We start from the raw sequence: 19,954 nt of genomic DNA, 5'->3' as shown, positions 1-19,954 counted from the left end.
CGGGGTCACAGGCGCCAGTCCGGGGCGTCGCCGGGGCGGTAGGCGCAGGTGGTGCCCGTGGTCACGGATTCCCGCAGGTGGGCCGCCAGTTCGGGGTGCAGGGAGTCCAGCTTGCGCAGGGTGTCGCGGATCCGGGCGGTGACCGTCTTGCGGGCCCGCTCGGTCTCGTCGCCCAGGCGGCGGCTCCGGCCACCGAGCCCCGCCGCGGTGCGCAGCTGGTCGAGGAGGGCCTGCCGCTCCCGGTCGTACGCCCTCACCTGCCGGGTGTCGTCCCGGGCCGCGGCGCGGTCTATCTCGGCGTCCAGCCGGGCCAGATGCGCCTTGTACCGCCGCTTTGCCTCCTCGTCGAGCACCGGGTCGCCGCCCAGCCGGCCGGCGGCTGCCACGACGGCGCCGCCCTCGGGGGCGAGCAGTTGCACGGCCGGGACGTCGGCACCGGGGAGCCCCAGCAGGCTGTGCAGGTCCCTTAGCCCCTTGGCGTCGGGGACGTGCACGGTCCGCCCGTCCCAGCGCAGCTGCCATACGGAACCGTCGCGGCGGAACTCGGCGGCGGCCGGGGCGGGGGTGGCAGCGGCAAGGACAGGGGAGCGGTCGGTGGGCGCCGGGAGCGCGCGGAGGACGGGACCTTCGGAGGCCAGGTGGTACAGGCCCAACTCGTCCGCCTCCCGCTCCACTTCGGCCAGCAGCGCGCGGGCCCGGCCGGTGTCGCCCGGCTCCGCGCGGGCGAGGAGGGAGCGGGCCAGGTGCAGCCGGGCGCGTACGGCCCAGGGTCGGGCGCCGAGGCGGTCCGCGGAGGCGGCGGCCTCGGCGAGCGTGGCCACCGCCGTGTCCCGGTCGTCGCGGGCGGCGGCGAGCATCCCGAGCCAGAGGTCGACGGGGCCGCCGATGTCGCACCCGTACAGCGAGACGACCCACTGGCCGGTGTACGGCGTGAGCTCGTCCTCGGCGCGGGTGATGAGGCGGCGGTCGCCGGTGGTCGCGGCCGTCTGGGCCAGCAGCCTGAGCCAGAGCGGCATGAAGGCCCGCGGATAGGGGGCCGGGCGGTCCGACTGCTCGGCGATCAGGCGGAGGGCCGGGGCCGCGTCGCCCTGCTCCACCGCGGTGAGCGACTCCAGCAGCCCGGGGCAGGGATACCGGGCGCCCGGCAGCGCGGCGAGGACCTTCTCGGCCTCCGCGAAGTGCCCCCGGAGCAGGTGCAGGGACCACTGCAGATGGCGCCCCATGAAGCCGAAGGCCTCGTGGTCCTCGCCCTCCAGGCCGAGAGCCTCGTCCCGGAGGGCGTCGGCCGCCTCGGTGAACCGGCCCTGGAGGGAGGCGATCAGGCTGCCGTCGACGGCGACGGCCAGGGCGAACCGGGGCAGCTCCGAGCGCTCGGCGGCCCGGATGAACGTGCGGTACTGGTCGATGAAGGCCGGATCGCCCAGCTCCAGCAGGGCGACCCACCGCATGGAGGTGGCGTGCAGCTCCATGTCCAGGTTCTGGGTGCGCCGACCGACGACGGCCATCTCGTCGGTCAGCCCCAGCCGCTCCACCGCCGAGCCCAGACCCCATACGGAGTCGTGGCGGGCCCAGAGCGAGAAGGCGAGGGCCTCGTCGTCCGAGCCGTCGCGGGCCAGCGCCATGATGTGGATGGCCAGCTCCTGCGCGAGCCGGTCGGCGGAGAGGCTGTCCTGCCCGTCCCTGCCGGTGACCTTGCGGTGCGCCTCGCCCAGGAACGTCACCATGAACGCCTCGCCGCCGCCCAGGGTGCCCCGACGGTACAGGGTGATCGCCACCCGGGCCAGCAGCTCGGGATCGTCCAGCTCCCGCGCCAGGTCCACCGCCCGGTCCAGCAGGCGGCCCGCCTCGGCGCCCTCCCCGGCGTGCCGCAGCTGGTCGCCGAGGTCGAGGCAGATGAGCGCGGTCCGGCGCCGGTCGGGCCCCGGCCCACGCCCCGGCGATCCTCCGCCCGGCCCGCTCCCCGGCGCCTCCCCGACCGGCGCACCGCCCGCTTCCGGGGCCGGCTCCCCCGACGCCACCGCGAGGGCCCGGCGGTAGTGGCCGATGGCCTCCTCGTCGGCGAGGCGCCCGGAGGCGTCCCGGGCGGCGGCGAGCAGCAGATCGATCCGGCGGTCGCGCTCCAGCTCTGCCCCGGCGAGGTGGGCGTGGCGGGCGAGGTCCCCGGGCCGCACCACGTCGAGGCCGCCGTGCGCGTCCAGCGCCCGTACGGCGGCGGCGTGGCGGCGGCGGGCGTCCGCGTCACCGAGGGAGGCGTACAGCGTCTCGCGGAGCAGGTCGTGGGCGAAGGCGTAACTGCCGGAGGGGCGTGGGACCACGACCCGGGCGACGATCGCCGACTCCAGCAGCCGCAGCACCTGGGGGACCGGGGAGCCGTGCACCACGGCCAGCACCTGCCGGCGGAACTCCCGGCCGAGCACGGCGGCGGCGGTCAGCAGGGAGACGACCGCGTCCGGCAGCAGGCTCAGCCGCTGCCGGACCGCCTCCCGCACCCCGGGCGGGATGGTGGATACGTGGCTGCCGCTGTGCCAGAGCCGGGCCGTCTGCTCGACGAAGAACGGGTTGCCGCCGGTGCGCCGGTGGACCTCGTCGACCAGTCGGGGCTCGGGCTCGCGGCCCGTCGTCACGGCCATCAGCGCCCCCACCTCGTCGCGGCCCAGGCCGGTCAGCGTGAGAGTGGCGGAGGCGCGCGAGACGAGGGGCAGGATCAGCTGCTGGAGCGGGTGGCCGGGCGCCTCCACCTCGACGTCCCGGTAGGTGCCGATGAGCAGGAGCCGCTCGAACCAGGCGTGCTGGGCGGCGAATTCGAGCAGGCGGAGCGAGGCCGGGTCGGCGCTGTGAAGGTCGTCCAGGACCACCACCAGCGGGCGGCTCTGGGAGAGGGTGACGAGGGCGGTGGTCACCGCGTCGTACAGCCCGAAGGCCTCGGGACCGTCGGACGAAGCACCGGACGCGCCGGAGGCACCGGAAAGACTGGGCGCACCGGAAGCGCCGTCCCCGTCCACATCTCCCGTGGCCGGGCCGTTACTCGCCGCGTCCCCGAGGAGCACGCCGAGACGCCCGTCCGCCGAATCCTGGGCCGCCGCCCACTCCGCCGCCGTGGCGGAGCGGCGCAGGCCGCGCAGCACCTGCACCCAGGGCCAGTAGCCGGGAGTGCTGTCGGAGTCCCAGCAGGAGCCGCCGACCACCAGCGCCCCACGCCGCCGCGCCTCGTGCGCGGCGTCGGTGACGAGGGTGGTCTTCCCGATCCCGGCCTCGCCCGTGACCAGCACGAGCCCGCCGTGGCTCTCCGTGGCCCGGACGATCTCCGAGCGGAGGATGCCTGCGGGGTGGTCGCGCCCGAACAGAGCAGGGGTCATGACCACACGATAGGAGGGCCCACTGACAACGGCCCCTCCTTTTGCCGGGGGCAGGCCGGTGACCCCCTCCGACCAGGCCGAACGACCAGGCCGAACGACCAGGCCGGACGACCAGGCCGAAGGGGGGCACCGACGCAGCGACGGGAGCTGGGCCCCTCAGTCGCGTACCACCGTCACCGGGCACGGCGCGTGCTGCGTGACGTGGAGGCTGACCGAGCCGAGCAGCGTCGCCTTGAGGCCGCTGCGGCCCCGGGCGCCCACGACGAGCAGGTTGGCGCCCCGGGCCCGGTCCAGCAGGGACTGGGCGGGGTTGCCGATGACCACGACCTTGGTGACCGCGGCGGCCCCTTCGGCGCCGAGGGCCTCCTCCAGCGCCTCGTTGAGGGAGGCGGTCGCCAGCGCCTGCGGGTCGAAGTCCTCCGGCAGACCCGGCATCATCGAGGCCCAGCTGGTCGCGGGGTACTCCCAGCTGTTCACGGCCTCCACGGTGTCACGGGTCAGCTCGGCCTGGCGTACGGCCCAGTGCAGTGCCTTGATCGAGGGATCGGACCCGTCCACGCCCACGACGATCCTGCCCATATCTGCCTCCAGCTCGGTGCGGCTCGGAACAGATGCGTTACAGCATCCGGTCTCACTGTAATCAAACGGACAATCGGGCTGGGCTGGCAGGGAGGGAGGGCCGGTCGGCTCAGTCCAGCCGCAGGTCCGCGAGTTGCTGCTCGAAGGGCACGACCGCTTCCTCCCCGTCGCCCAGGCCCGGCGCGCGGGAGGCACCGGAGGCCGTGCGGCCCAGGACCGCCGATGCCAGCTCGCCGCCGGCGCGCCGGATCCGGGACGGCAGGCCCTCGGTGTACTCGTCGCCGGAGGAGCCCCAGTCCTCGGAGGCGGCGTAGACGGACGTCGGTACGGTGACGGCTCGCAGGTAGGCGAAGAGCGGGCGCAGCGCGTGCTCCAGGACCAGCGAGTGGCGGGCCGTGCCGCCCGTCGCGGCGATCGCGACGGGCTTGCCGGTCAGCGCGGTGTTGTCGATCAGGTCGAAGAACGACTTGAACAGACCGCTGTACGAGGCGGTGAACACCGGTGTCACGGCGATCACCCCGTCCGCCTCCGTCACCGCGTCGATCGCCTCCCGCAGCGTGGCCGACGGGAACCCGCTGACCAGGTGGTTCGCGATGTCCACGGCGAGGTCGCGGAGTTCGACGACCTGGACCTCGACGTTCCGGTCCTGCTCGGCCGCGAGGCGCTCACGGGTGGCGGCGGCCAGCCGGTCGGCCAGCAGCCGGGTGGAGGACGGCTGGCTCAGTCCGGCCGAGACGGCCACGATGCGCAGAGGAGTGGTGGCGAACATGGAGGTCAAGCCCCCTTCCGGGTGGCAGAGGCACGGGCGGCGGCGACCGCCGGGTGGACGGGCGCGGATTCCGGCACACCGGCCGGCCGCAGGTTGGCGAACTCCTTACGCAGCACGGGTACGACCTCCTCGCCGAGGATGTCGAGCTGCTCCAGGACCGTCTTCAGCGGGAGCCCCGCGTGGTCCATCAGGAACAGCTGCCGCTGGTAGTCGCCCACCGCCTCCCGGAAGGTCAGCGTCCGCTCGATCACCTCCTGCGGGGAGCCCACGGTCAGCGGGGTCTCGCGGGTGAAGTCCTCCAGGGACGGGCCGTGGCCGTAGACCGGCGCGTTGTCGAAGTACGGGCGGAACTCCCGTACCGCGTCCTGCGAGTTCTTCCGCATGAACACCTGGCCGCCGAGCCCCACGATGGCCTGTTCGGCGGTGCCGTGACCGTAGTGGGCGTAACGGCGCCGGTAGAGGTCCACCATCTTCCTGGTGTGTTCCATGGGCCAGAAGATGTTGTTGTGGAAGAACCCGTCACCGTAATAGGCGGCCTGTTCGGCGATCTCCGGGGAACGGATGGAGCCGTGCCAGACGAACGGGGGGACGCCGTCCAGCGGGCGCGGGGTGGCGGTGAAGGACTGGAGCGGCGTACGGAACTTGCCCTCCCAGTCCACGACGTCCTCGCGCCACAGCTGGTGCAGCAGGGCGTAGTTCTCGATGGCCATCGGGATGCCCTGGCGGATGTCCTTGCCGAACCAGGGGTAGACCGGCCCGGTGTTGCCCCGGCCCATCATGAGGTCGACGCGGCCGTCCGCGAGGTGCTGGAGGGTGGCGTAGTCCTCGGCGATCTTCACGGGGTCGTTGGTGGTGATCAGGGTGGTGGACGTGGACAGGATCAGGTTCTCGGTGCGGGCGGCGATGTAGCCGAGCGTCGTCGTCGGGGACGACGGGACGAACGGAGGGTTGTGGTGCTCGCCGGTCGCGAAGACGTCCAGGCCGACCTCCTCGGCCTTCCGCGCGATGGCCAGGGTCGCCTTGATCCGCTCGTTCTCGGTCGGCGTCCGGCCGGTGGTCGGGTCGGTGGTGACGTCTCCGACGGTGAAGATCCCGAACTGCATGGCACCCGCCTCCTGAGTGGTCCGCGTGGTCGGTGTAGCCCCTGCGGGACAATTGGTTGAACGTTGAACTACATCCTACAACGGGTCACCCCCAAGGCCTATTCCCCGGCCCTCAGCACCCGATGACCAGGAACACCGCTGTTCACGGCATCACGATCGGGAACGACGTGCCCGGTTCCACGAGTACGGCGAAGAAGTCGCCCAGCAGGGACGCGTCACCGCTCTGCTCGATCCCGTCGAGGCCGGCGCCCGCCGGCACGGAGAGCAGCTACGGCTTGGTCGGGGTGAGGTCGGCCCCGCCGGGGCTCGTGGTCTCCAGGTCGGTGGTGATCGAGCCCGCGCACCTAATAGATGCCCTCGGCGGCCACGTACAGCCCCGTCCGCGCACCGGTCTGCGCCCGCCGCCGGCGGCCTCCGCGTAAGCCCATGGCCGCTACACTGACCGCATGACCTCCGTACCGTGCCGAAACTGGTGGCGCTCCTCTTAGGAGCGGCCGCAGCATCTGTCTGCACGGAACCCAGGGCCGTTCACCATGGACGGCCCTTTTTCGCTGCCTTCTCACAGGCGCGATGTACGGGAAGGGGGCATCCCAGCCCCCACCGCTCGGGCCGTCCTCCGCGCACCCGCCACCCGCGAGGAGACACCCAGCCATGACCACCACCACCGCACCCACCACCACCCCCGCCGCCCACCGCAGCGCCGAGCTGGAGCACCACATCGCCCAGGACCCCGGCCGCTTCCGGGTCCTCACCGGCGACCGCCCCACCGGCCCCCTCCACCTCGGCCACTACTTCGGCACCCTGCGCAACCGCGTCCGCCTCCAGGACCTCGGCGTGGACGTCATGATCCTCATCCCCGACTACCAGGTCCTCACCGACCGGGACACCGCCGAGCGGCTGGGGGAGTACACCGACGGGCTGCTCCTGGACTACCTGGCCCTCGGCATCGACCCCGCCCGGTCCACAGTCTTCAACCACAGCGCCGTCCCCGCGCTCAACCAGCTCCTGCTGCCCTTCCTCAGCCTCGTCTCCGTAGCGGAGCTGAGCCGCAACCCCACGGTCAAGGACGAGATCGCGCACTCCCGGCAGTCGGTGGTCAGCGGGCTGATGCTCACCTATCCGGTCCACCAGGCGGCCGACATCCTCTCCTGCAAGGGCAACGTGGTCCCCGTCGGCCAGGACCAGCTGCCGCACCTCGAACTCACCCGGACGATCGCCCGCCGTTTCAACGAGCGGTACGGGAACGTCTTCCCGGAACCCGACGCCCTGCTCTCCGCCGCCCCCCTCCTCCTCGGCACCGACGGCACCAAGATGAGCAAGAGCCGCGCCAACTCCGTACCCCTCGGCGCCAGCGCCGACGAGACGGCCCGCCTGATCAAGGGCGCGACCACGGACGCCGACCGGCACATCACCTACGACCCCGGCACCCGCCCCGGCGTCTCCTCCCTCGTCCTGCTGGCCGCCCTCTGTCTGGACCGGGACCCGCACGAGGTCGCGGCGGAGACCGGTGACGGCGGGGCGGCCGCTCTCAAGCGGACGGTGACCGACGCGGTCAACAGCCACCTGGCGCCCTACCGGGCCCGGCGGGCGGAGTACGCGGCGGACCTCACCTACGTACGGTCCGTCCTGCGCGCGGGCAACGAGCGGGCTAACGCGCTCGCGGAGGCCACGCTGGAGGAGGTGCGGGAGGCGATGGGCACGTTCCGGTAGCCAGGTGAACGCGACAACGGCCTCACTGTCGCGGCAGCACCGTCCGCTGCCGCCGCAGCAGTTCCGCGAGACCCCGCCGGGTGGCCGCGATCACCACCCGGTCCTGGGCGCGCAGCACGTACCCGGGGTGCAGGTCCCAGACCAGGCCGGAGGGCGGCGGAGGGCTGCCCTCCGGGGGGTACGGGGGGAGTGTGGCGAGGTCGGGGTTGCGGTCGGCGGGCGGGGTCGCGTCGATGGCCAGGACCCGCCACGAGCTCGCCTGGAACGCCTGCTCCACCGTGCGGCCCTCCAGCTGAGGGTGGCCCGCCACCTCCAGGGCGGCGAAGAGCATGACCTTCCGCTCGACCGGGATCGCCCCCAGGATCTGGCGGCCCATCATGGCGACCGCGAAGGAGGGCGCGGCCAGGTGGGAGACGGACCGGGAGCGGGTCAGGGCCTGAGGGTGCGCGGTGCGCAGGGTGCGGTAGACGGCGGTGGCGAACTCGTCGTCGTACAGCCGCAGCGCCACCCTCAGGTCCGGCTTCACCGACCGTGCGTACAGCGTCGCTTCCAGGTTCGTCGTGTCGATGCTGGTGAGCGCGAGGAGGGCGTGGGCGCGGCGGATCTTGGCCGCTTCGAGGACGCCTTCCTGGGTGACGTCGCCGAGGACGGTCGGCACGTGCATGGAGCGGGCCAGCGGGATGCCCCGCGCCTCGGGGTCCTCCTCCACGACGACCACGGGGATGTCGAGCTCGCGGAGGCGTACGAGGACACGCGTACCGATCTTGCCGAGCCCCAGCAGCACCACGTGCCCCGACAGACCGCGGGGCGGGCGGCGCAGCGAGGAGGCGGTGCGCAGGGTGCCGAACGCCTCCAGGACGGCGGCGATCAGCAGCGGGAGCAGGAGGAGCCCGGCGATGCCGGAGAGGAGCTGGATGATCTGCCGGGCCGGCGGGGCGTCCTCCGCCGGGTCGTTCATGCCCAGCAGGTCGAGCAGGGTGAGGTAGGTGGAGTGGACCGCCGTGTCCTCGGTGGTCAGGAGCGAGGCGACCACCAGGGCGACGGCGGCGACCGCGACGCCGAGGGCCGACCAGCGCAGCCTGCGTGAGAAGACCTGGGCGAGCGGTGCGCCCCGGCCTCCCATCCGGGTCGCGGGCCGGTCCGGATCGGCCCGGCTGATCGCCTCCAGGACGACGGACCCGCGTCCTTCGGCGGCGGCCACGGTCTGCTCGTCGGGCAGGAGTTGGGGACCCTCGGCGCCGCTGCCCTCCGAACCCTCCGATCCCGCCGGGTCGTTGGTGGTGGAGGAGAGCAGCGCGAGGGTGCACAGCCCGGGGTCGAGGGTCTCGCCGGGGCGCGGCGGCGGGCGTTCGGCGGCGCGCAGGAGCAGCCCCTCGGCCTGGATGATCTTGCTGCTGCCGGTGAGCGCGGTGGCGGCGAGCGCGGGGGCGGCCGTGTCGGCGTCGGAGAGGACGGTGGTGGATGCGTCGAGGAGCGCCGCGTCGATGCCGGGCATGGCGACGGCGGCCGCCTGGTCGAGCAGCTCCTCCAGGTGCTGGCCGAGCTTGCGGTTGTAGAGCCGGATCACCAGCCGCAGACGGGGGTTGAGGCGGCGGGCGGTCAGGGCGGCGCGGATGTTGCGCTCGTCGTCGTCGTAGACGAGGGCGAGGGCGGCCGCCCGGTCGACGCCCGCCTCCTCCAGTACGTCGTCGGAGGGTTCGGGCGCCTCCATGATCCGCACGGCCTCGACCCCGGCGTTGGTGTCGCTGCCGCCCCCGCCTCCGTGGACGGCGGTGCGGTTCATCGCCGCCGACATCCGCCCGAACAGGGCCGCCGCGCGCCCCCGTTGGGTCAGCGGCGTCTCGGGACCGCTGGCGTCGCGGCCGGGCGGCAGGAGCAGCGTGACCCGTTCCCCGTAGACGAAGCGCAGCTCCACGGCGAGCCGGCGCGCGAGCGCGTCGTCGCCGCAGACGATCATGTGGCCGGCGGACGGAGGACGCCCTGGCCGCGGGCGTCCCGGCTGCTGAGGAAGTGGGGGCACGAAACCCAGCATGCCGTGATCCTTCCGGGTCGGTCTTCCCGGTCAGTGGGGAATGTTCGTGATCTTCGCACGGTGGTTCTGAAGCCCTGGCCGGTTCTGTTCTCCGGGTGGCTGATTCCCTGAGGGCGTGGGCGGCTGGGTAGCCGGGCCTGCCAGCAGGTGGCGCGGATCCGCCGCCCGCCGGATCGCCGTCTCCACCGCCGCGATCCGGTCCGCGAGCAGCCCCAGCGCGGCCACGGCCCGGGTCATCGGGTCGCCGTCCGGGCCGCCGAGTGCCTGCGTACGGACGTAGGAGGCGGTGATCGCCGCCCACCGCTCGGCCTGCTCGGCGGTGAGCGTGCCCCGCAGGGCGGCCAGCTTCAGCAGGTTGGCCTCGGCGCCCGTGGTGAGCGTCTGGGCCTCGCCCGCGTAGTGGTCGTCCACGACGGCGGAGAGCTCGGCGTCGTTCATGACGGGCACGATCCGCTCCGCGATCTTGTTCATGTTGCGGTACGAACCCTGGAGCCGGAACGGCGGCTCCGTGCGCGTCGCGTCCGTCCGCGCGGCGGACGCGATGTACGCCGCGTTCACCGCGAGGACGGTGTCCCGGGCGGTGAGCAGATGGCGCAGCACGGCAAGGATGGCATCCAACTCGGGCGCTGAGTAGGGGTGTTCCAGGTGCTCGGCCCGGGCCGCCGGATCGCCGCCGCCGGCCAGGCGCACCAGCAGCGCCAGGTCGTCGCGCGAGCGGGCGGCGAGCGGGGCGAGGACCGGGTTGGCGGTCAGCGCGTTCTCCACGAAGCTCAGCGCGAAGACGTCGTCGCGGCCGCTGAGCACCTCGCCCAGGTTCCACACGTCGGCCCGGTTCGCGAGCATGTCCGGGATGCGGAACTGCTCGCCGGACTCCGTGTACGGGTTGCCCGCCATGCAGACCGCGAACCGCTTGCCCCGCAGGTCGTAGCTGCGCGGCTCGCCGTCCCGGACGCCCTCGATACGGCGGGTGGCGTCGCACAGCGGGATGAACTTCTGCAGCAGTTCGGGCGAGGTGTGCTGGATGTCGTCGAGGTAGAGGAGCGTGTTGTTGCCCGCCTCCAGTGCGAAGTTGATCTTCTCGATCTCCTGCCGGGCGGTCGCGCTCGGCGCCTGGGCGGGATCGAGCGACGTCACGTCACGCCCCAGATTCGGCCCGCTGATCTTGACGAGCACCATCCCGAGCCGGTCCGCGACGTACTCCATGAGAGTCGTCTTGCCGTAGCCGGGCGGGGAGACGAGCAGGAGCAGGCCCTGCGAGTCGGTACGCCGGTCGGCGTCGGCGGTGCCGAGCTGCTTGGCGAGGCTGTCGCCGATCAGCGGCAGGTACACCTCGTCCAGCAGCCGGTTGCGGACGAACGCCGACATCACGCGCGGCCGGTGGTCGTCCAGCCGCAGCCGCCCGCGCTCGGCGGCCACCAGGGAGGTGCGCAGCCGCTGGTAGGCACGGAAGGCGGGCACGGTGTGCGTACGGAACTCCTCTGTACGGGACAGGAGTTCATCGATCCGTACGGTGAGGACTCCGCCACCCCCGATGCGCGGGTGGTCCCCGAGGAGGCCTTCGACCCGCTCCGTGAGCGGCGCGTCGCACGCGTACCGCTCCAGCTCCGGGCAGAGCTCCACCGCCACGGCCTCCGCCACATCGCCGTCGGTGGGAGCGGCGCCGGAGGCCTGCGCGTACGGGATGAGCCAGCCCTCCACGAGCTGCTTCCGGGCGGCCAGGTCATCGTCGAGGGCGGCGAGGTCGTCCCCGTACGCGTCGGGGCCGGCGGCGCGGTGGAACGCGTCCAGGAAGGCGCGGATCGAGGTGCCCACGACGAACCCGGCGGGCCCGCCGGTCAGCTCCTCGAAGAGGTACGAGGCGACGGCGTCGGGCCGTGCCGCATCCCCGAACCCGCTGATCTCGGCCGCCCACTCCTCCTGAAGCACGGCGATGGCCGGGGCGAGCCCGAAGGTGTCACGGGCGCGGGCCAGGGAAGCGGCCCGCCGGGTCCACGAGACACGTTGGGCCTCCTCCGTCCCGTACGCCCAGAAGAGCTGGGCGGCCGCGCGGACGGCGGGCTCGTGACGCAGGAGCCCCGCCTCCGAGTGCAGGCGCAGCAGGGCCCGCAGGATGGCGGTGGCGTCCTCGTCGTGGACGCCCCGGGTGTACCCCTCGTCATAGGCTTCGGCCGCCGACTCCCGTACGTGCAGCGCTAGTTCGGCCTCGCTCAGCGCGGCGAGGGACTCGGCGCCGCGCTCCTCCAGCAGCCGGGTCGCCAGGTACTCGCCCCGGTAGACGGCGGCCGACTCCGAGGGGAGCAGCTGCTCCCAGTACGGGCGGGTCGCCTCGAACGCCGGGTCGGTGACCGGGGCCCGGTAGTCCGTCCCGGTCAGCGCGAAGGCGAGCCGCTCCCCTGAGGGCACGAGCGTCAGGTCGAACGGCTGGGTGTTGACGGCGAACCGGTGCCGCCCCAGCTTGATGGCGGAGCCGCCGTCCGCGTACAGCTCGCTGCGGTCCCGCAGCGCCCGCCCGGCCTCCTGGCGGGCCGCCTTCAGCCGCCCGTCCAGCTCCTCCGCCCGTACGGGATCGCCCAGTTCCCGCAGCTCGTCGGCGGTCCGCCGGACCTTGGCGACCATCGGGTCGGAAGCGAAGTACGTGTGGACGGCGTCCAGATCCGCGAGCGCGGCCACGCGCCGGCCGATGGTCTCCAGCACCCGCCGCGCCGACCCGGCCAGCCGTTCGGCCCGCCGCGCCCGCTCGTCCTGGAGCGTCTGCTTACGGGCCGAGAAGGCGTCGTACACCTCGCTCCGGCGCTCGGCCAGCTCGGCGAGGAAGTCGTCGAACTCGGCGAACCGCGACTCCAGGTTCTCCAACTGAAGTAGCAGCCGCGCGAGTTGGTCGTCGCACGCCTCCGGTGAATCGGCGGCGGCCAGCGCCCCCGTCACCGCCTGCCCGAGCAGCGCGAACTCGGCGGCGAACTCGGCCCGCCCCTCCTTCGACAGCAGCTCCCGCCGGCGCGCCTCCAGCGTGGCGCGGGCACGGTTCGCCCCGCCCAGCACCTCGGCGATCCGTTCCAGGATCGACGTACGCACGGTGGCGTCGCCGATCTCCAGCCCGGCCACCACATCGGTGACGGTGGCAAGGCCGTCCGTCATCGCGGCCAGCCGGTCGGTGACGGCGGAGGCATCCCGGACGGTCGCGAGCGCACCCGCGTCGGCGACCAGCCCCGAGACGTCCTCGTGGTAACCGTCGAAGGCGTCCTCGCGGGCGAGGAACGACACGGCCCGCTGAGCGGCCGAGGCGATGTCGTCCTCGGTCCGGGCGGACAGCTCCGCGATCCGCTCGGCGTCGGCGTACCGCATCTCGCTGATCGTCGCCAAGTGTCCGTGGGCCTGGCGGAGTTCGGTCAGCCGCTCCACCCAGGCGGCGGCCGACCCCGGCACCTCACCGCGTACGCGCCGCACCAGCGCGGTGATGCGCGTGGTGGTCTCCTCCAGCGCGTCAGCGGCGCGCCGCGTCAGCTCCTGTACGGCGGTGAACTCGGCCAGCACCTGCTGCGCGGTCGTCCGCAACTGCCCCAACGGCGCGGCCAGTGATCCCAGTTCGGGATCCGACAGCCAGTGGTACCGGTCCTGGGCCCGCGCGCAGTCGGCGGCGAGCTGCCCGTACACGGCACTCGTCGGCGTCATGTCCCGTACGCCGTGGGCGAGCGCGAGGCAGTCGGAGATCCCGCGTACGAGGTCGGCGTTCCCGGTCCGGGCGAGGGGCCCGGTCCCGGCCGGGCGGGAAGCGGCGTAGGTGTCGGAGACGTACGGCGTCTGCCAGCGCTGCAACGGGTGCACCCGCGCCGGCCCGTCCGGGTTGTCCCGGAGCAGGACCAACGTGCCGTCGTCCAGGAGCGCGTGGCCGCGCCCCGTGAGCGGGGTGGCGACCTCCTGGCGGATCAGGTTGTACGGGAGGAGGAGGCTCCGCACACCGTCACGGGAGCGGAAGACGTACAGCACGTCCTCCCCGTTGGGTGAGCGCACCGCGCCCTCGAAGACCGGCTCGCACAGCTCCTCCGCCGTGTCGAAGGTCTTCGCGGTGCCGGTGGTGAGGTAGTAACCGCCGGGGAAGATGATCCCCTGGTCCTCGGGGAGCCGGTGGCAGGCGGGCCCGATACCGTCGAGCCGCTGGACGGTGGAGAGCAGCGAGTTGAAGACCAGATGCCGCCAGGCCGCCTCCTTGTAAGGCCGCACGCGCAGCAGCACCAGCGGCCCGGCCTCCGCGTACTCCACGTCCGCGTCGGCCAGTGACTGCAACGGCTCGTCGACGGGCTCCTCGTAGATCCCGTCCGGCGACTCGGTGTCGTCGGTCACCTTGACGGTCAGGGTCCCCCCGAGCGTGTCGACGAAGAGCCCGCCCCCCTTGCCGATGGCGATGTGCGGGTGGCGTCCCGGGACGTGGGCCTCGCGCCCGGCGACGGTCCACTCGAAGTCGTGCGACGGCGGGAAGACGTGATCCCGCTCGCCCTGCGCGTCGAGGAACGCCCCGGGCGACCCGTCCGCCCCCAGGGCCCAGCGCAGGACCCGGATGTCCTCGGAGTCCGCGCCCGTACGGAAGACGGCGAGGAGCTTGCCGTTGACGCGGCGGAGGCGCAGGAGGCGGGCGTCGCGGAAGTAGCGGTGGAGGGAGGCGAACTCGCGCCGGAACCCCTCGTCGTCGAGGAGGGTGGTGTGCGCCTCGGGGGCGTCGTTCTCCGGCCCGGCGTCCCGTACGAGGAGTACGTCGTCGACCCCGGCCTCACCCCGGGCCCCCGGCCCCCGCTCGAAGCCGAAGAGCAGCTGCCCGCCGACGGCGATGAGGTCGCGGGGCACGGAGGCGTGCTCGGTGCGCACCTGCTCGGTGGCCAGCAGCCGCAGCTCGGTCGAGCCGAACGCCTCGGTCCGCCGGGCGTTGAGCGCCTCGGCCCGCCGCACGAGCTCCCCGGCCTGCGCGGAGAGCCGCCGCCGCAGCACTTCGTAGGCACCGGCATCCACATCGCCCTCCCCGCCCTGCCGGTCCTGCGGCGCGGTGACGGTGGCGGTGGCGGTGATGTCGCTGTCCATGCGTACGGCTCCCTACGTGTTCTGTTCGACGCGAGACTCAGCCCGCCGATTCCAGTCCGTCCGGCGTTCGAGGACGGAACCCCGGGCCCCGGCGGCCCGCCCCCAGCGTGCGGGGCAGATCCAGGTGACCCCGGCCGGTGAAGCGCCCACCCCCGTGGGGCGCCCCACTCGGCCCGGCCCCGGCCAAGGGTTCCGCCCTTGAACGCCGGACGGACCACGGCAGGCGGGAGGCGGAACTACCCGACCGCCCCGGCCCCGTTCCGGGCCACCACATCACCCGAGGGAGCAACCCTCTGACCGGCCACCGAAGACACCGGCAGATCCGCCAGCCCCAGCTCCCTGGCCGCCGCCAGCAACTGCTCCACCTGTCCCGAAGCCGCCCCCGACGAGCCCATCAGCCGCATCAGCAGCGCCGACACCGTCAGGTTCCGCACGTCGCCCGTGGAGACCGACCCCAGCACCCGGCTGAGGTCATCGGTGAACGACGACGACCCGTCCAGCCACGGCCCGGCCAGCGCCTGCGCGGTCTGTGAGTTGTCCACGAACCCGTCCACCGCCTTGCCGAGCGAGATCGACGAGACGAGCCGGTCGAAGAAGACCGAGTCGCCGCCGACGATGTCGATGTCGGCGTTCTCCAGCCCGGTCGCCAGGACCGTCGCCTGCGCCTCGGCCACCTGCCGCTGCACTTCGAGCCCGGCCAGCCGGATCTCCTTCTCCGCGTCGAGCCGCAGGCGGTACTCCTCGTGCCCGCGCGACGCCTCGTCCAGCGCCGCCATCGCGGCCGCCTTCTCCGTGAGCCCCGCGGCCTCCGCCTTGAGCTTCTCTCCGATGACGGCCGCGTCCGCCGACGCCTGGGCCTGCGTGCCCTCCGCCGTGGCGAGCGCCTTGAGCCGCGCACCCTCGGCCTCGGCCTTGAGCCGGGCCGCCGTGGCCTCGGCCTCCGCGAGACCGGCCTTCTCGGTGACGTCCGCCTCGGCGTCCCGCACCTGCACCGCGGCGAGACCGGGCGCGGCCGTCTCCGCCTGGATGCCCTCCGCGAGCCTCAGCTTGGCCTGCGCGTCGAGGTCGGCGGTCTTGAGCCGCGCCTCGGCGAGCGTGAGCTGCTCGGCCGCCAGGTGCGTGGAGGCCGCCTCCGCCGCCTCGGCCGCCTTGATGTCCTTGACCAGCTTCTCCTGCGCCTCCGCCTCGGCGGCGATGATGATCGACTTGCGGGAGCGCTCGGCGTCCTCGACGGCGCGCAGGGTCAGGATGGACTCCTCCTGCTCGGCGACCGTACGGTCCACCGCGATCCGCTCCCGGATGACGTCGGCGACCTCGCGGCGCTCGGCCTCGACCTCCTTGGTGGCGGCGATCCGGTTCAGCTCGGTCTCGCGCTCGCGCCCGATGACCTCCAGCATCCGGTCCTTCTCGATGCGCTCGCTCTCGACGGCGATGACGCGCTCACGGTTCTTCTGGGCGACGGCGATCTCCCGCGCCTGGTTCTCGCGCTGGATGCCGAGCTGCTCCTCGGTCTTGATGAACGCGGTCTGCGCGCCGAGCCGCTCCTCCTCCTGCACCCGTGCGGTGGCCGCCTCCTCGCGGGCCCGCAGCACCTCGACCTCGCGGCGCTGCTTGATCTCCGCCTCGGCCTGCCGGCGCTCCAGCTCCAGGATGGTCTCCCGGGCGTCGACGTCCTGCCGGGTGATCTCCTTCTGTTCGGTGCGCTGGAACTCGTTGGTGCGCACGTGCTCGATCGCCGTCAACTCGGTGATCTTCCGGATGCCCTGGGCGTCGAGGATGTTGGCGCCGTCGAGCTGCGACATCGGGGTCTGCTCGAGGAAGTCGATCGCGGCGTCGTCGAGGTGGTAGCCGTTCAGGTCGGTCCCGATGACCTGGATGATCCGGTCCCGGAACTCCTCACGCTTGGTGTACAGGTCGACGAAGTCGAGCTGCTTGCCGACGGTCTTGAGGGCCTCGGAGAACTTCGCCGCGAAGAACTCCTGGATGGCGACCTTGTCGCTGGCCCGTGCCGTACCGATGGACTGCGCGACCTTGATGACGTCCTCGACGGTCTTGTTGACCCGGACGAAGAAGGTGATCTGGATGTCGGCGCGGATGTTGTCCTGGCAGATGAGGCCTTCGCGCCCGGCGCGGCGGATCTCGATGGTCTTGACCGAGATGTCCATCGTCTCGGCCTTGTGGAGCACGGGCAGGACGACGGCGCCGGTGAAGGTCACGTCGACCTTCTTGGTCTTGGAGATGATCAGCGCCTTGCCCTGCTCGACCTTGCGGAACAGCCGGGTGATGACGAAGGCGATGGCGACGACGATGAGCAGGACAACGGCGATGAGCACGCCGATGCCCAAGGAGATGGCATCCATAAGAGTCCTTGGCGGCTGGAGGTACGGAAGAACAGGACAGACGAAGAACAAGGAAGCGGAGTAAGGAGAAGGACGAAGGGCGCACGGGGCGACGCGTAAGGCGGACCGCCCCGCGACACCCACAGGGACACAGCCACTGGGGCCGGGACCCCGCGGAGCGCACACCCCACCGGACACGCACCCGCCGGGGTCAGCCGTTCGTGGCCTCCGGCCACCCCAGCCCGCCCGGTCTCGCCTTGGGACCCGGGTCGAGGGACGCGTCGTACGGCGACACCCAGAAGAACTCGCCCTCTTCGTCGTACGCGTAGAGGAGTCCCGTACTGCCCGAGACGAGGAGATCCTCGGGGTGCAGCTCGGTGAGTCGCGCGGCCCGGGGGGCCTGGCGGACCTGGACGATGGCCGTCGAACCGTCGGCGGCGGCGACCTCGGCCTGACCGAAGACGGCGCTGACGGAGCCGGTGCGGATGGTGCACACGAGACCGACGAAGTCCTTGCGCGAGGGCGGAGGTTCCGCCGGGAAGTACCGGCGGAAGAGGAGTGCGAGAAGGCGGACGGTCCCCCAGGCGAAGAACAGCGATCCGGTGAGTACGGCGACGGCGAGCACCGCGCGGGTGGCGCCGGAGGCCGGTATCCGGTGCATCAGGACGGTACCGCTGAGGCTGCCGAACCAGGCGACGACCACGAGCAGCGATACGGAGACGGTGACGGGCACTCCGCCGAAGCCGACCGTGCCGGAGTCGAGGTCCGAGTCGAAGGAGTGCTGGTCGGCGGCGCCGGCGAGCACGAGGAGCCAGAAGCAGACGACGACCACGAGTGCGGCGCCGAAGATGACGGCGGGGAAGCCGAGTGCCGCGTCCAGGAACTCGCCCATCGGTCCCACCCCCTCTGCGGTTCTGCGCGCCGGCCGGGTGGCGGGGCGCGATCTTCCACCGGTACGGGGGAGTTGTGACGAGCTCACGCGGTCGGCACATGTGACATGTCCGGCCCGGACGGTCCGGTGGTGACGGGGCCCGGCGCTGCGGCACTGCGAACGGTGCCGCAGCAACCGGGTCGTTCCCCTCAGGTTTCCGCCGTCGAATCCCGAATCCCCCGTGGATCGTCCGGCGAGGCGCCTGATCTCCCCCGTGTCCCCCGTGCTCCCCCGTGTGTTCCCCCGTTGTGTTGCTGACCTGATCCTGTCATCCGGCCCCCACCCAGCGCATTGCCGGATTCCGGCAATCTTTACGCTGTCCTGATGCCGGGCACCGGCACCGCCCCGTGCGCGTTGGGGAAATGACAGGACTGTTGCGAGGCTGAAGGAGTGTGCGTGGCCGAGCGGAGGATTCCCGAGGAAATGCTGGGAAGTTATACCCAGATTCTGGATGAAGTCGCCACAACGGGACGCCGTTTGACGCGTGACGAGCTGGAGACGCGGCGAGTCCTGGGCCGGGAAGCGGCCGACGCGGGCCATCAGCTGCGCGCGCTGGTGACGATGCATCTGGCGCAGACACGCGAGGCCTGGCCGAGCGCGGCTGCCGGAAACAGCCCTGCCGTGACGGACGCGGTCCTGGCCGCGGTGGAGCAGGCGGTCGACGCGTTCGCCGAGGGGTTCGAGCGCGCGCAGCGGCTCACCGTACGGCGGGAGGAGGCGGCGCGGCGCGAGTTCATCGACGATCTCCTCTACGGCCGCAGCGACTTGGTCCGCCTGGCGGAGCGGGCAACCCGCTTCGGCCTGCGGCTCTCCCGGGCGCACGCGGTCGCGGTGGCGACGGGCCCGGAGGCGTACACGGAGACGGACGCGGTGCCGCGGAGTGTGGAGGCGGCGTTGCTGACCCGGTTCAGCGGCCGCAAGATCCTGCTGACGACGAAGGACGGGCGGATCGTCTGCATCGCGCCCGGCAGCCAGCCGGACGTGCTGCGCTACTTCGCCAAGCAGTCGCACGCGGCGACGGACGGCGGCCAGGTCGCGATCGGCCGCCCGCACAAGGGCCCGGGCGGGGTGGTCCACAGTTACGACGAGGCGCTCGAAGCTCTCGACCTGGCGGACCGGATGGGAATGGAGGACCCGGTGCTGTACGCCTCGGACCTCCTGGTCTACCCGGTGCTGACCCGGGACCGGCAGGCGATGGCGGATCTGGTGCGCAGCGAACTGGGCCCGCTCCAGAAGGCGCGGGGTGGCGCGGAGCCGCTGCTGAAGACGCTGGCGGTCTACTTCGACGCGGGCTGCGTCGCGGCCGAGACGGCCCGCCGCCTGGCGCTGAGCGTACGGGCGTTGACGTACCGCCTGGAGCGCATCCACCAGCTCACCGGCACCGATCCGGCGGACCCGATGCACCGCTACAGCCTGCAGACGGCGGTGATCGGCGCCCGGCTGCTGGACTGGCCGGCCAAGGAGCTGTGACGCCCCCGGCCGGCCCGTGATACGTACGTGCGTACCTCTACAGGTCGACTACAGGTCGAACTCGTGCGGCGGCAGGTCCAGGGCGAAACACGCCTCACGCACGACGGCCTGCTCCGTCTTGTCGAAGTCACCGTCGGCGCCGCCGATGATGATCCCGATCTGGATGACGGCACGCGCCTCGGCGGGCTTCTTCTTCGCCTTGGCGATCTCCTGGAGCACGCTGACCTTGCCGAAGTCGAAGTCGGCGGTGAGCTTGTTCAGGTAGTCGTTGAACCGCCGCTGCAGGTCGTCCGCGGGGAAGTTCTTCAGGACGTCGTTGCTCGCGATGAGCGCGGCGACGCGCTGACGCTCGGAGGCGTCGATGGAGCCGTCGGCCGCGGCGACCAGGGCACACATGGCCATGCTCGCGTCCCGGAACGCCCCCGACTTCAGGTCGTTCTTCTTCGCTTCCAGCTGCGTCTGCATAGACGAAGCGGATTCCTTGATCCGATCCCACAGGGCCATGACATCTCCATACGTCGCGGTGCAATGCCGGAACAAAAGAAAACTCTACAGACGTGTAGAAACTAGCAGGGACGGTGGCCCCCCGCCCCGGGTT

At 72.4% G+C, this 19,954-nt stretch carries 11 protein-coding genes; 2 read left to right on the top strand and 9 right to left on the bottom strand.

All coding sequences use genetic code 11. The features are described from left to right. Nucleotides 1-5: 5 nt before the first annotated feature. The 4 genes from AMK21_RS06375 to AMK21_RS06360 form a co-directional block, all read right to left on the bottom strand. Nucleotides 6-3,356 carry an ATP-binding protein gene (locus AMK21_RS06375; protein WP_073875620.1) on the bottom strand — a complete coding sequence of 1,117 codons (3,351 nt, stop codon included), beginning with the start codon at nucleotides 3,354-3,356 and terminating at the stop codon, nucleotides 6-8. Nucleotides 3,357-3,512: 156 nt separating this feature from the next. After that, nucleotides 3,513-3,935, bottom strand: coding sequence for a universal stress protein (locus AMK21_RS06370; protein WP_073875028.1), 423 nt, complete (start codon nucleotides 3,933-3,935; stop codon nucleotides 3,513-3,515). A gap of 109 nt (nucleotides 3,936-4,044) precedes the next feature. After that, nucleotides 4,045-4,704 carry an FMN reductase gene (locus AMK21_RS06365; RefSeq protein WP_073875026.1) on the bottom strand — a complete coding sequence of 220 codons (660 nt, stop codon included), beginning with the start codon at nucleotides 4,702-4,704 and terminating at the stop codon, nucleotides 4,045-4,047. 5 nt (nucleotides 4,705-4,709) lie between these two features. Then, nucleotides 4,710-5,807 carry an LLM class flavin-dependent oxidoreductase gene (locus AMK21_RS06360; RefSeq protein WP_073875024.1) on the bottom strand — a complete coding sequence of 366 codons (1,098 nt, stop codon included), beginning with the start codon at nucleotides 5,805-5,807 and terminating at the stop codon, nucleotides 4,710-4,712. Between the two features lie 651 nt (nucleotides 5,808-6,458). Here AMK21_RS06360 and trpS point away from each other — a divergent pair. Further along, the gene (gene trpS, locus AMK21_RS06355; protein ID WP_073875022.1) at nucleotides 6,459-7,517 is read left to right on the top strand and encodes a tryptophan--tRNA ligase; all 1,059 of its coding nucleotides are present in this window, start codon (nucleotides 6,459-6,461) and stop codon (nucleotides 7,515-7,517) included. Between the two features lie 22 nt (nucleotides 7,518-7,539). Here the strand turns inward: trpS and AMK21_RS06350 are convergent, their stop codons facing one another. From AMK21_RS06350 to AMK21_RS06335, 4 genes are all read right to left on the bottom strand, one after another. Continuing rightward, nucleotides 7,540-9,549, bottom strand: coding sequence for an NAD-binding protein (locus tag AMK21_RS06350; RefSeq protein WP_079181087.1), 2,010 nt, complete (start codon nucleotides 9,547-9,549; stop codon nucleotides 7,540-7,542). A gap of 30 nt (nucleotides 9,550-9,579) precedes the next feature. Further along, entirely contained in the window at nucleotides 9,580-14,616 is a 5,037-nt protein-coding gene (locus AMK21_RS06345) for a DNA repair ATPase (RefSeq protein ID WP_073875018.1), read from the bottom strand. A 236-nt stretch (nucleotides 14,617-14,852) separates the two neighbouring features. Beyond that, nucleotides 14,853-16,976, bottom strand: a complete 2,124-nt coding sequence (locus AMK21_RS06340; RefSeq protein WP_073875016.1) for a hypothetical protein — start codon at nucleotides 16,974-16,976, stop codon at nucleotides 14,853-14,855. A gap of 190 nt (nucleotides 16,977-17,166) precedes the next feature. Next, the gene (locus AMK21_RS06335; protein ID WP_073875014.1) at nucleotides 17,167-17,847 is read right to left on the bottom strand and encodes a hypothetical protein; all 681 of its coding nucleotides are present in this window, start codon (nucleotides 17,845-17,847) and stop codon (nucleotides 17,167-17,169) included. 435 nt (nucleotides 17,848-18,282) lie between these two features. Here AMK21_RS06335 and AMK21_RS06330 point away from each other — a divergent pair, with 435 nt between their 5' ends. Then, nucleotides 18,283-19,356 carry a PucR family transcriptional regulator gene (locus tag AMK21_RS06330; protein ID WP_073875012.1) on the top strand — a complete coding sequence of 358 codons (1,074 nt, stop codon included), beginning with the start codon at nucleotides 18,283-18,285 and terminating at the stop codon, nucleotides 19,354-19,356. A 48-nt stretch (nucleotides 19,357-19,404) separates the two neighbouring features. Here AMK21_RS06330 and AMK21_RS06325 read toward each other — a convergent pair whose 3' ends face one another. Beyond that, entirely contained in the window at nucleotides 19,405-19,860 is a 456-nt protein-coding gene (locus AMK21_RS06325; RefSeq protein WP_073875010.1) for a tellurite resistance TerB family protein, read from the bottom strand. Between the last annotated feature and the right edge of the window lie 94 nt (nucleotides 19,861-19,954).

It is taken from the genome of Streptomyces sp. CB00316, assembly GCF_001905595.1.
Taxonomy (GTDB): domain Bacteria; phylum Actinomycetota; class Actinomycetes; order Streptomycetales; family Streptomycetaceae; genus Streptomyces.
The sequence above is the reverse complement of the archived record's forward strand: the minus strand, read 5'-3'. Positions and strand labels throughout refer to the sequence as shown.